The sequence below is a fragment of the Kaistella carnis genome (assembly GCF_003860585.1).
Lineage (GTDB): Bacteria > Bacteroidota > Bacteroidia > Flavobacteriales > Weeksellaceae > Kaistella > Kaistella carnis.
In genome coordinates, this window is the sequence record NZ_CP034159.1 from 930,100 (window position 1) to 943,225 (window position 13,126).

Consider the following 13,126-nt stretch of genomic DNA (forward strand, 5'->3'; position numbering starts at 1 on the left):
AATATGAAACTATTTGAAAATAAGCCACGAAAATTTCAAGGACCTGCAGATGAGAATGAAACAATATATAATTATTACGATCGAAGTGCAAGAAAAGATATTGGAAATGTGAGAGAACTTCTTGAAAGTTGGTTTGAAAATTTGCCGAATAATGAAAAGAACGAAACAAAAGAAAGGTTTAAGAAAAATTTTGATTCTGTATTTTATGAATTATTTCTTTATAATTTTTTTCTAAAACTAGGTTTTGAAATTATAATTCATCCAATTATTAAAAACACTAAGAAACGTCCAGATTTTTTAATAAAAAAAGATAATCTAGAAATATACGTAGAAGCTAAAATATCAGAAGCTAAATCCGAAGTGGAAAAATCGTTTGATAATTTGATAAGAAGATTTTATGATAAAATAAGTAAGATAAAATCAGATCATTTTATTTTTCATATTGAAGAATTAACTATTAAAACCACAAATCAGCCATCCACAAAAGAACTGAAAGCTAAAATACTAGAAAAGTTAGCTACGTTAAATCATAATACTGAATTAGAAAAAGCGAAAACTAAAAATTTTGATAATTTTCAAAAAATAAATTACGAGAATAATGAAATTAATATTTCAATAACTTTCTTACCAGTTAATGTAGATGCAATAGGTAATGCAAGAAGAAGCGTTGGGATTACACCAATAGAAACATTTATTGGAGGCGCAGAAGAAGCAATTAGAGAATCAATTCGTAAAAAGTCGAAGCGATACGGAAAACTTGACAAACCTTATCTAATTTGCGTAAATGCTTTGAGCATAAAATCTTCTTCTTTACATGATATTGAAAGTGCGATTTGGGGTTCTCTTGCAATATCCTTTTCTACTAATCCAGAGAATACAAATGGAAAATTTATTAGAAATGCAGATGGAATATTTTATAACAACGGAGCCAAAAGAATTCGAAATGTAAGTGGCGTAATGGTTAATAGGATATTTCCTAATAATATTCCTGAGAGCAAATATTGGATTTTTGCGCATCCTTTTACGGAAAATTCTTTAGATTTTAAACAACTAGGGTTACCTTATTGTTACGTTAAGGAAAGCCAAGTGATAAATAACGAGTGTCAAAATCTACGTGAAATTTTTGAATTACCAATTAACTGGCTTAACAATTAGTCTATTAAATAATACCAAAATAATCAACATCACAAAATCCTGTATATCAAAAGTTTTATACTTAAAAGAAACTCCTAAACCTCAATGAAAAATAAACTCATCCTGCTAACATTTCTTGCTTTAACGACTTTGCTTTTCGGACAAACCGCACAGAGAATTGCTGTTGTTCGCAAAAAGGTTGAAACCATCAATACAGAAAAAAGTTACCAGATCAAAAAATTAGATAACGACTATTTCGCGAATGTAAAAAACGAAGTTACTGATGGCGGACAAGAACTTTCCGGTTATTATAAAAATGGGAAAATGAAAAAAATAGTTTACATCGTCGGTTTTTCTTATGGAATGAAAACCTACGAATATTTCTTTTCAGACGATGAATTAATTTTCGTTTTTGAAAAGCAGGATCAATTTGCAGATATAAAAGACCAATCAAATCAAGTAACTGGATTGGATTACACAAAAATCGAATCCATCTACACAGGTCGATTTTATTTCGAAAACTCCAAATTATTTTCAATAAAGCAAACAGGAAAAAAGTTTTTTACTAAAATGGATAAGAAAAGTAAAGAGGCAGAACTTTTAAAAGACAGTAAGGTTTTCCGTCTTGAATTGCAGAAAGCAAAAAGCAAGTAAAAGCGTTCTATTAAAAAGCTAAATCAATATGAATATACTTAAATCCATCATCAACAGCGTCAAAAATTTTGGTAAAAATACCAGCACTGAAAAACGCAGAGATCGATTTACTGCAAAGCAAATTCAATTGGATGATTTAGCTGAAGAACTCAACCTGCTCCTGGAGGGAAAAACCGACTTTAATTTTATTGGAATCACTGCAAATGAATACGACAGTCTCTTTTTTGTCAGGAACGACCGGAATTTTAATGTAGAGTTTAGGGCACTTAAAAAGATTCAACTTCCTTACTTAGAACTCTTAGAACAATTTGCTTCGAAACACAATATCAATTTTGAAACAGAAAAACTGGACAGAATCCCCTATTTAAGTCTTAAAACAAATACGAGTATCACGGAAACGGTCGATTTAGCAAAACGTATTCAAAAAGAAGTTTTTGGAAATAATGACAATACAATATATAAAGTGATTCCCTAATTGTATTTATAAAAAACAAAATGTGTGACAAATTTTTCAACGAAGACCATGATAAAAATACTCAACCTCCTTACTGCTTCCTTTTTGATCCTATCCATCTTTGCGTGTTCTTCAAAAAACGACAATGAGAAACTAGAAGAAAAAGTTGTAAACGTTCAAACGCTTAATAAAGACACTTTTAAAATTGACACTTTAAAAAGAAACGAACAGATTGTCTACAATGTAACTCGAGATACTTTAATAGGAAATTTGAAAATCTCCGTAACCAATAAGAATATTTACGAAAAATATATTTATCAGGATTTTTACTTAGCGGATTCTATTGTAGTCAGAAATTATTATCCCGAAATGGAAAGCACTATTAAAATAGAACGGGATAACGCAGTTATTTTCAATCAATCTTTTTTGAAAAAAGACTTTCCAAAAGGGAATTTCTACGAATTTATTAGGTAGTGTTTCACTAACTGTGTAAGTTGAAAAGTTATTCTGAAAAATTTTGAGCCTTCAAAAGCTCAAAACTTTTTCGGAAATAACTTTTTACTATTTTTAAACTTTATACAGTTATGATCGACAAAGAAGAATTATTAAACAACAAGGATTTCTACAAATCCTTCAAGAGTGGAGAAGATTTAACCTCTTTCTTCAAAACAATGCACAAACGAGCCGTAGAACATATGCTCGAAGCCGAATTAGATGACCATCTGGATACCGAGAAACATCAAAAAACAAAAGACGGAAATTATCGCAATGGCCATCAAACCAAGAAGATAAAAACCTCTTTTGGCGAAGATGAAATTAAAGTTCCGCGGGATAGGGAAAGTACTTTTGAGCCAGCCTTAGTTCCCAAAAGGCATAATATTATTGAAGGTTTGGAAAATGTTATCATCTCATTTTATGCCAAAGGAATGAGTGTAAGTGATATTGAAGATCAGATCAAGGAAATGTATGATTTTGATGTTTCAACATCCACAATATCCAGGATTACCAATGCGGTTTCCAGTGAGATTGTCGCTTGGCAAAATCGGCCACTAGAGGATTTATACCTCATTGTTTGGATGGATGGAATTGTTTTTAAAGTCCGTGAGAACTCAAAAGTTATCAACAAAACCATTTATCTTGCCGTTGGTTTAAGACGGGATGGAAGAAAAGAAGTTCTGGGAATGTGGCTTGGAAAAAACGAAAGTTCCAGTTTTTGGATGAGCGTTTTAACTGACATAAAAGCACGTGGCGTAGAAGATATACTGATCACTGCAACGGATAATCTCAATGGATTTACCCAAACTATTCGCAGTGTTTTCCCACAATCTCAAACTCAGATCTGCGTGGTGCATCAGATTAGAAATGCTTGTAAATACGTAGTTTGGAAGGACAGAAAAGCCTTTACTTCCGACATGAAACACATTTACAACGCTCCCACCAAGCAAGCCGCAGAAGCCGCCTTAAATGATTTTGCAGAAAAATGGGAATCTAAATATTCGTATGCCATCAAATCCTGGAGAGATAATTGGGATGAATTAACGGTATTTTTCGAATTTCCGGTGGAAATCCGTAAAATCATTTACACCACCAATTTAATAGAAAATCTCAACGGAAAAATAAGAAAATATACTAAAAATAAAATGTCTTTTCCTACTGATGATGCGGTTTTAAAGTCAGTTTTCCTTGCCTTAAGAGAAGCAACAAAAAAATGGACAATGCCGATTCGAGATTGGGGAATCGTATTAAATCAATTTATGCTTATATTTGAAGAAAGGCTCAAGTTATAAAAAACTCAAGTCTTAAACTTTTCAACTTACACACTTTGCGGGACAGTGTCATTTATTAACAAGGCCACCATTAAAGATTTTAGGTTTGAATCACTTAATGAAGAAAATAACGACCTCATTTTCGTAGGAATCTTATCCATTCCCAACACCGATTTTGAAAATGATTTTCATCTAACAATATCTGAAAACGGAAAATCTAAGTTTGAATGGATTGATTACGAATCTGAAGATTAAATCTAAGCTCCTATTTCAGTTAATTAAGTCCAAAACATAAGTTTTCCTTTTGAAGTTTTACTAATTTCATTTATACTTTCTTTCGATTCCAGTAACATTTTTTTACCTTTAAGGTCAATCCGTAAAAAGAATAAATGAAAGCAATCCATATCACAAAATCAGGCGGACCGGAAGTTTTACAATTACAGGAAACTCCACAACCATCACCGACAGAAAACCAGGTTCTTATTAAAGTAAAAGCTGCCGGAGTCAATCGCAGCGATATTATCACGCGACAAAACACAGCCACTTATGGCAAAGGTTCGCCAACTACTTTAATTCCCGGCTTAGAAGTTTCCGGCGAAATAATAGAAATCGGTTTAGCCGTAACAGATAAAAAAGTCGGAGATAAAGTCTGCGCTCTTATTGCAGACGGTGGTTATGCCGAATATGTGGCAGTCGACAGTTCTCATTGTCTTCCTGTTCCTGAAGGAATCAGTCTGACCGACGCGGCGGCAATTCCAGAAACGGTTTTTACGGTTTGGTTCAATGTCTTTCATTTAGGCAAACTTCAACCGGGTGAACAATTATTAATCCACGGCGGAACGAGCGGTATCGGAACCATGGGTTTGCAAATGGCAAAAGCGTGGGGCTGCAAAACCTACACTACCGCCGGAAGTGAAGACAAGATCGATTTCCTCCAAAAAATGGGCGTTGACAAAGTCATCAACTACAAAAAAGAGGCTTTCGAAGAAGTCCTCAAAGACGAAAAAATCGATGTCATATTAGACATGGTCGGTGGAGATTATACCCAAAAGAATCTCGAAATCCTGAACAAAAAAGGCAGCCTTTGTTACATCAACGGCATGAAAAGCATGGACGTCAATATTAATCTGCGCACCATTATGGCAAAGAATCTCATGGTGACGGGAAGTTTTCTAAAACCCCAAACCGCCGAAGTAAAAACCCAGATTGCCAAAGACGTTGAAAAAAATATCTGGCCCATGTTTCATTCAAAAGAAATTCATCCCATCATCTACAAAACCTTCCCCCTCGCCGAAGCCGCCGAAGCACATCGATTAATGGAAAGCAGCGAACATATTGGGAAGATCTTATTGGCGATGGATTAGGGAGAATTTGAGAATGTGCTGATGTGCATATTTGAAAGTTTAAAAACGAGTTTTAATACGACTTAGGAAACGGAGCCGTTAAGAAAATTAGAAATTAATTCGTTTAAAAACTTCCAGTGTTTGAGTGGCGGCAAAAATAATTATAAGAATCAAACTTTAGATTTCCCCGCAAGTTTGGAAGTTTTAGAATTAAATTCTAATTTTTAGGTGAGCTTCCAGTCATGATTTTTTGGTTCTTTTTTATCAAGAAAAAAGAATGAAGAATAAAAATTTATGATTAGATTCCACGCTCCACTTTGTGCCGCTCTGAATGACAAAATCGGTTTATAAAAAACAAACTTGTATTTAATATGACTTAGGAAACGGAGCCGTTAAGAAAATTAGAAATTAATTCGTTTAAAAACTTCCAGTGTTTGAGTGGCGGCAAAAATAATGACAAGAATCAAAACTAACATTTCCTCCCGAGTTTGGAAGTTTTAGAATTAAGTTCTAATTTTTAGGTGAGTTTCCAGTCTTGATTTTTTGATTCTTTTTTATCAAGAAAAAAGAAGGAAGAGTAAAAATTAATGATGAGATTCCACGCTCCATTTTGTTCGGCTCTGAATGACCAATCAGTTTGTAAAAAACAAACTTGTATTTAATATGATTTAGGAAACGGAGCCGTTAAGAAAATTAGAAATTAATTCGTTTAAAAACTTCCAGTGTTTGAGTGGCGGCAAAAATAATTATAAGAATCAAACTTTAGATTTCCGCCCGAGTTTGGAAGTTTTAGAATTAAATTCTAATTTTTAGGTGAGTTTCCAGTCTTGATTTTTTGATTCTTTTTTATCAAGAAAAAAGAATGAAGAGTAAAAATTAATGATGAGATTCCACGCTCCACTTTGTTCCGCTCTGAATGACAAAATTAGTTTATAAAAAACAAACTTGTATTTAATATGACTTAGGAAACGGAGCCGTTAAGAAAATTAGAAATTAATTCGTTAAAAAACTTCCAGTGTTTGAGTGGCGGCAAAAATAATGACAAGAACCAAAATTAACATTTCCGCCCGAGTTTGGTAGTCTTAGAATTAAATTCTAACTTTAGGTAAGTTTCCAGTCTTGATTTTTTGATTCTTTTTTATCAAGAAAAAAGAAGGAAGAATAAATATTAATTTGTGAATGTGATAATTTGAAAATTTGTTTCCAGTATTGTTCGTCGTGGCCGACGATTCTTTTTTATCAGAAAAACAATGAAATAAAATAATATAGATCAATGAAAAATTTTTTTGAATTAATAACAGAATCAATCGGTTGGTTACAAATCGTAGCTTCACCCTTTCTTATTGGGATTATAATTGGGGCTTTAATCTATTTCCCCAATCCAAGTTCAATCACTCTTATTTTAGGAATTATTGTAGCTATTTTAGGATTGTTTTTAGGTATTATGTGGGCAAACAAAGCCTTGAAAGGGAAAGGGACAATTTAGTTCATGTCTAGAGTAATGGCCACTCCGGAATTGGATAATCCGGACGCACAAAACAAATCAGAAGCAAACAAAGATGCCGGAGAAAAAAACCAAACTAATTCCCTCTAAGCAGAAATTGAATGCTCAGTTTCCCGACCTTGAATTAATTGAAGAATTGATTTTTAAACCATGTAATTTAAGTTAAAAAAACATTCAACCTGAATCAAAGTCAGGAATATGCTGCGCACGCTTTCAACTCGACAACTTTAAAGTACGGTTTCGAAAATCCAAAATCACTCCGACAAAAACAGGATAATTTACAAACCTTTGGAAGAGAAATATACAAATTGATTGAATCGAGCGAAAAATTCATTGTGAATGGAACAAAGCTACCTATCTACAAGATAGCGTTCCTCCGGAACGCCCAAACTATCCCCTAATATAATCTACAGAGATAAGATTCCTCCGGAATCTCCTTTTTCATAAACCATTGTATCGTCTATAAAGGCTAGATGAAAATCATTGCAAGTTTGCATGAAAACCTCAGTCTTGAACTTTACACGAGATGAAAACTACTGTCTCGTCCTTTATACGAGATAAAACCACTTTGAATCTTTGCGTAAAAACATTTTTGAATCAAAGGAATATACGGTTATTTCAAAAGTGGTATTTTAGTAGATTAAATAAAATAGAATTCTTTGTCAAGAACTAACAAGCTGGCAATTCTTAAAAAAATAAACTTTTCATGAACCAACCTGTAATCGATCTCCACTGCGACTTACTCAGTTATCTGACGCGTCCAGAATCAAGCATTTACAATACCGAAGATGTTGGTTGCGCCGTTCCCTATTTGACAAAGGGAAATGTAAAGTTACAAATCATGGCGATTTTTGCACCCGTTGAATATAACAGTCATGAATTTGGATTAAAACAAAGTGAAATTTTTAAGAATTTAAATAAGGAAGAAAACGAATTATACCGTTTCGAAAAACATCATTTAGCAAATTTTCATACGAATGAAAATATCGGAATGTTGGCTTCGGTAGAAAGTGGTTCGGCATTTTGTGATGAAAACATTTCTTTGAAAGAAGGTTTTCAAAACTTAGAAAAGATCATTGAAAACGTAGGTTCGATCCTTTATATTGGATTTACGCATCATGCTGAAAACAGATTTGGTGGCGGCAACTACTCTACTGCCGGCTTGAAAAACGACGGAAAAGCTTTAATCGATTACATGCACAATAGAAAAATTGCCATTGATTTTTCGCATACGAGTGATGCTTTAGCGTATGATATTTTAAACTACATTTCTAAACAAAACATCAACGTTCCGATTATAGCGAGTCATTCCAACTATCGTCCGGTTTTTGATCACAAACGGAATTTACCCGATGATGTGGCCAAAGAAATCATTCATCAAAAAGGATTGATCGGACTTAACTTTGTGCGCGCTTTCGTAAATCCGGAAAATGCAAATGCTTTGGAAGAACACGTCGCTCACGGAATTAGTTTGGGCGGAAAAAACGCAATATGTTACGGCGCTGACTATTTTTACACGAAAGATCATCCCGATAAATCTCGAATTCCGTTTTATTTTGCAGCACATGAGAATGCGGGTTGTTATCCGGAAATTAACACGGAGCTGGAGAATCAATTTGGCGCGGAAAAAATGAATAAAATCAGCAGTCAGAATGCTTTGGATTTTATTGCACGGATTTGGAAAGCATAAAAATTTTTGATGCGATCCCACCTTTAAGTCTCCATATTTTTTTTATTACTGGTTTTTAAGAATTCTGTTCTGAGCACTTCTGTGCGAAATTTTAACTCCGATTTTTTCGTATCTCAAAATTACTTATAGGAAAGATTATCGTTTTACAGCACTTCAATTTGGCATTTTTGATACAATCGCTCATGGAAAAGTAACCGTGATCGATGGTGTTTTCATTTATAAATTTAATATTATAAAAAAAATAAGTGGATTCCTCGTATTGATTTTCGAGTGGTTAACAATGCTGAAACCTCTTATTTTTTAAGAGAAACTGCGAGCCGCTCTGCGTAGATGATTTTTACAGAAATAACTTCATCTCAAGTTTCCCGGGATTCAAATTTGATTTTCCCCACTTCAATGAAATCTGCTTTCAAAAACAGTGGGGTCAATATACCTTTGATTCATTATTAAAACCTAAAAATTTTACATCATGAAAACTACCCTAAAAATCCCGGTAAGCATTGTTCTTTTTAGCATCGTTGTCTTACTTTTCACTTAGTTGAACTCTTTTCGTCTGGAACGTAAAATAGAAAACTTTGATGAAATTAATGTAAAACGCATCAACATCATTGAAAAAGACGGCACTCTACGAATGGTTATTTCCAACAAAGAACTTCAACATTCCGGAAGAATGGACGGTCAGGATTTTGAAAAACGTGAAAGACAGGCAGGCTTAATGTTTTTCAATGATCTGGGCGATGAATCTGGTGGACTAATTTACGCCGCCAAGAAAAAAGAAGATGGCTCCATTGTGAGCGGCATGTCCATCACCATGGATCGATACCGTGACGACCAGGTTTTACAAATCTTGAACAGTGAAAGTATTAAAAATAATAAAATACTTTCCGAACGTGGGCTCATTATTAATGATTATCCGGATCTGGAAGGTCTGACTGCGAGAAATAAAGCCTATGCAGAAGCAGAAAAGATCACCGATGAAAAACTCCGTACTGAAAAGTTACGCGAGATCACTAAACTTCATGGTGGTAAAAGCTTACTGTTTGTCGGAAAAACAAGAGGAAACTCTCAGGGTTTATTTATATCTGACAAAAGCGGACAGCCAAAATTGATGATTTATGTAGATGAAAAAGGACAGCCAAAAATTCAAACAATGAATGATAAAGGGGAAACACGCGATTTTCTTGTGAGCGAAACGAAATAAAAATTAGATTATGCCCCTCTTTATGTGAAAAAAAATGCTCATTTTTATATTTGGGTTTATGAAAGACAAGAAAGTTATTTTACGCGTGGTGTTAATTCTGCTTTTTATTGTAGCAGTTAATACGATACAAACGTATGTTTTACACATCACGCGGGAATTTGGGGATATTGATTTTTATAAAATCCCGACGCATATTTTTGGAATTATTTCCTGCGCACTTTCGCTTCTAAGTACCATTATTGCGTGGAAATTGGTTGGCAAACTGACTTTAAGAAAGATTCCGAAAATGGTGCTTGCGTTTGGAGCGTCGATTCTAATCTACGCAATAGTTCAAAGTATATTTTTCGCAGCAGAACGTTTTTTAGTCTATCAATTATCGACTGATCTGGACCTGCTTGTGGGAAATTTCGTTTTTACTTTCATTATTTTTCATCTTTATATCAGCGGACTTTCTCTGGCTTATTTTTCTTTTCAGGAAAACGCAAAAAATGCTGTTCAATTAGAACGTGTTGAAAAAGAAAAGGAAATGTTGCAGTTCAAAATGCTACAAAAAAATCTGGAACCTCATTTTCTTTTTAATAACCTGAGTGTTTTATCGGGCTTGATACGAAAAGATCCGGCGGAAGTTGATGGATTTATTCATGACTTCTCGGAAGTATATCGCTACTATCTAAAACACAATGATCAGGAGCTTGTACCTTTACATAAGGAGGTTGTTTTTCTAAAAAAATATATTTCGCTGATGGAAAAGCGCTTTAAGAATGCTTATCGTTTCAGCATTCACATTGAGAATGAAGAAGGCTTGATTTTACCCTGTTCGCTTCAACTTGCCGTAGAAAATGCCATCAAACATAATCGTGGCGCAGAAGAAAACCCTTTAAATATAGAGATCATAAGAGAAAATGATATGATGATTGTATCTAATGATTTGCGCCCCGTCGATTTTACGCAGGGAGCGAAAATGGGCAATCTTTTCCTTCAAAAGAGTTATGAAGTTCATTTCGGAAAAAAAGTTAATTTTAACACCACAGACACTCATTACACTGTCGAAATACCATTAATCGTATGAACGTATTAATTATAGAAGATGAATCATTAAACGCTGAAATTATCGTAGATTTTCTGCAGCGGTACGATCCAACGATTCGTATTCCTGGACTTCTTCAGAGCAAGGAACAAACGCAAATTTGGGTAGAAGAAAATGGACAGGCAGATCTGGTTTTTTGCGACATCGAGTTGCTGGACGGTAATGTTTTTTCACTTTTAAAAAAAAATATAATTACGTCGCCCATTATTTTTACGACCGCCTACAATACCTTCTATCAGGAAGCTTTTGACGTTAACGGAATCGGTTATTTGCTGAAACCTGTGAGTTATGAGCGTTTTTGTGAAGCGATGAAAAAATTTGAAAGTTTAAATTCGAGCTCAAAAAATATTGACTGGAGCCAAATTTCGCAACTTATTCATCAAAATTCGAAGACCTACAAAGAGCGGCTGATCATTAAAAATGCAGGAGAACTCTATATTCTCAATACTGAAAAAACGGCAGCTATTTTATCAAATGCCGGAAAACTGTCTGCAATTGATGACCACGGTAAATCACATGAATTCCGGTACAAAATGGCTGATCTGGCGGAAGAACTAGATCCAAAAATATTTTTCCAGATCAACAGAGGTGAATTCATTAATATTCATTACATCGAAAAAATAGAACCTTACTTTGGTGACCGGCTGTGTATAACCCTGCGAAATCATAAAACTAAATTGATAACAAGTGCGGCGACTACCGCGAACTTCAGGAAATGGCTTGAGTAGAATCAGGTCAATAATAAATCATATCTTCATCTTTAATAATCAATATAACATGGCGCAACAATTAAAAGACAGCGACGGGAAATATTTAAGAGGATGTTTGGAACTCGCAAAAGAAGCGGAAGAAGCGGGAGATGTAGCGTTTGGTTCTGTATTGGTCAATGTAGACGGAAAAATTATTGCAGAAGCCCGAAACAGAGTCCATGAAAAAACAATCCTGGCTCATCCAGAACTTGATCTGGCCTATTGGACTGCTGAAAATTTATCGGCGGAGGAAAGAAGCACGACAACGATGTATACTACCGGCGAACATTGTCCGATGTGTTCGGCGGCACATGGTTGGGTTGGGATTGGAACTTTGGTTTATTTAAGTTCTGCGCAACAGTTGGGCGAATGGCAAAAGGAATTTAATCTTCCTTCTGCTCCTATTCACTTTGTACCCGTAGAAGATATTATTAAAAATGTGGAAGTTCGTGGCCCAGCGGAGGGTGAATTACTGAAGGAAATTAAAAAACTTCATGAATTGAAATGGACGAAAAAATAAAAAGAATCATTTTTATTAAAAAAGATATGCTTAAAGTAGTAGTCTGTTCCAGTGTCTTTCTATTAATGGTGAATTGCGATAAAGCAAACACCGCTTTAGAATCAAAAAGTAATACTGACTCCAAGAAAACTGTAGAATCTGCTTCGAAAAATGAAGATATCAGAGTTGCTGAAAAAATCTCCATTAAAGATAATATTTTGAGACCTGAGGTCACTGAAAAAACTACAGCTACAAATGCCGAAATATTTCAGAAATTTGAGGAGTCCACTTATGATCGGACTGATTTAAAAGAAAGACTCGAAAATCATAAAACAGCACTCGCTTCTCTTTCAGACCATAAAATTTTTAAAGCAATCAGCGGTCCTCTACTGAAAAAACTTTCTTCCCAACATCAAAGTTTTTTTTCAGCACATCCGCAATATGAACTTTTATCTGTTACCAAAGGCTCGCTTACTTCTGCAGAAGAAAGTGATCATGTTTTTATCTTGTTTGATAAGAATCAATCCATCATTAAAATTTTTGTGTATCAGGCAGATAAAAATAGTTATCGGGAACTCTACCGAACGGCGAAAGTTGAAAATGGTTTGGAAGATGCAGGCTGCAACTACAGTACTTTTGGAACGCTTGATTATCAAATGGGAGAAGAAATTATTGAGCAGAAAGACTTTCTGGGAAAAAATGTGGGTCAATTTTTTATAGCAAAACCGATCATTTTGCAGGGTTTAAAAAAAGATGAAAATTTTGCACCTGAGCATGGTTGTTTTTCAAAAGGAATGAGCACCGCAAAAAAAGTGCGCTTTGTCGCAATCCCGACCAGTCAAGTCTACAGCAATTGGGAATGCCTCACCTACCAAAGCTCTTCGGATTCTTTTCTCATATTCTACGGACAAGCCTTTGCGGACTGAGTAATTTCTTACATGAAAATTAAAAACGAATAGATTAAAATTAAATAGAATCCCATCTCTATTTATACATGTGTTTTTTAAAGAAGCTAACTCACAGAAAACGAGTATCTTTAGCTTAA

At 34.5% G+C, this 13,126-nt stretch carries 14 protein-coding genes; all 14 read left to right on the plus strand.

Annotated features, from left to right (window positions below; genetic code table 11):
* The first annotated feature begins 3 nt into the window (after window positions 1-3).
* The 14 genes from EIB73_RS04155 to EIB73_RS04220 all read left to right on the plus strand — a co-directional run bounded on the left by EIB73_RS04155 (window position 4) and on the right by EIB73_RS04220 (window position 13,007).
* Window positions 4-1,155 (plus strand): hypothetical protein, encoded by a 1,152-nt coding sequence (locus tag EIB73_RS04155; protein WP_125022910.1) that lies wholly within the window; start codon window positions 4-6, stop codon window positions 1,153-1,155.
* An 84-nt stretch (window positions 1,156-1,239) separates the two neighbouring features.
* A complete protein-coding gene (locus tag EIB73_RS04160) occupies window positions 1,240-1,788 on the plus strand; it encodes a hypothetical protein (protein WP_125022912.1) in 549 nt (182 codons plus the stop codon).
* A 28-nt stretch (window positions 1,789-1,816) separates the two neighbouring features.
* Entirely contained in the window at window positions 1,817-2,263 is a 447-nt protein-coding gene (locus EIB73_RS04165; RefSeq protein ID WP_125022914.1) for a hypothetical protein, read from the plus strand.
* Between the two features lie 48 nt (window positions 2,264-2,311).
* Window positions 2,312-2,716 (plus strand): hypothetical protein, encoded by a 405-nt coding sequence (locus tag EIB73_RS04170; RefSeq protein ID WP_125022916.1) that lies wholly within the window; start codon window positions 2,312-2,314, stop codon window positions 2,714-2,716.
* A gap of 110 nt (window positions 2,717-2,826) precedes the next feature.
* Window positions 2,827-4,029: an IS256 family transposase gene (locus EIB73_RS04175; RefSeq protein WP_125021533.1), complete on the plus strand. Its 1,203-nt coding sequence runs from the start codon at window positions 2,827-2,829 to the stop codon at window positions 4,027-4,029.
* A gap of 45 nt (window positions 4,030-4,074) precedes the next feature.
* On the plus strand, window positions 4,075-4,263 hold the full coding sequence (locus EIB73_RS04180; RefSeq protein WP_125022918.1) for a hypothetical protein: 189 nt from the start codon (window positions 4,075-4,077) through the stop codon (window positions 4,261-4,263).
* A 134-nt stretch (window positions 4,264-4,397) separates the two neighbouring features.
* The gene (locus EIB73_RS04185) at window positions 4,398-5,372 is read left to right on the plus strand and encodes an NAD(P)H-quinone oxidoreductase (RefSeq protein ID WP_125022920.1); all 975 of its coding nucleotides are present in this window, start codon (window positions 4,398-4,400) and stop codon (window positions 5,370-5,372) included.
* Between the two features lie 1,252 nt (window positions 5,373-6,624).
* Window positions 6,625-6,837: a hypothetical protein gene (locus EIB73_RS04190; protein WP_125022922.1), complete on the plus strand. Its 213-nt coding sequence runs from the start codon at window positions 6,625-6,627 to the stop codon at window positions 6,835-6,837.
* Window positions 6,838-7,561: 724 nt separating this feature from the next.
* The gene (locus tag EIB73_RS04195) at window positions 7,562-8,545 is read left to right on the plus strand and encodes a dipeptidase (RefSeq protein WP_125022924.1); all 984 of its coding nucleotides are present in this window, start codon (window positions 7,562-7,564) and stop codon (window positions 8,543-8,545) included.
* Between the two features lie 538 nt (window positions 8,546-9,083).
* Window positions 9,084-9,746, plus strand: a complete 663-nt coding sequence (locus tag EIB73_RS04200) for a hypothetical protein (RefSeq protein ID WP_125022926.1) — start codon at window positions 9,084-9,086, stop codon at window positions 9,744-9,746.
* Between the two features lie 58 nt (window positions 9,747-9,804).
* On the plus strand, window positions 9,805-10,815 hold the full coding sequence (locus tag EIB73_RS04205; RefSeq protein WP_164467852.1) for a sensor histidine kinase: 1,011 nt from the start codon (window positions 9,805-9,807) through the stop codon (window positions 10,813-10,815).
* Window positions 10,812-11,561: a LytR/AlgR family response regulator transcription factor gene (locus EIB73_RS04210; protein WP_125022930.1), complete on the plus strand. Its 750-nt coding sequence runs from the start codon at window positions 10,812-10,814 to the stop codon at window positions 11,559-11,561. The genes EIB73_RS04205 and EIB73_RS04210 overlap by 4 nt, the downstream gene beginning before the upstream one ends.
* A 49-nt stretch (window positions 11,562-11,610) precedes the next feature.
* Window positions 11,611-12,102, plus strand: a complete 492-nt coding sequence (locus EIB73_RS04215) for a nucleoside deaminase (RefSeq protein WP_125022932.1) — start codon at window positions 11,611-11,613, stop codon at window positions 12,100-12,102.
* Entirely contained in the window at window positions 12,087-13,007 is a 921-nt protein-coding gene (locus EIB73_RS04220) for a hypothetical protein (protein ID WP_125022934.1), read from the plus strand. Before EIB73_RS04215 ends, EIB73_RS04220 begins: the two co-directional genes overlap by 16 nt.
* The last annotated feature ends 119 nt before the right edge of the window (window positions 13,008-13,126 follow it).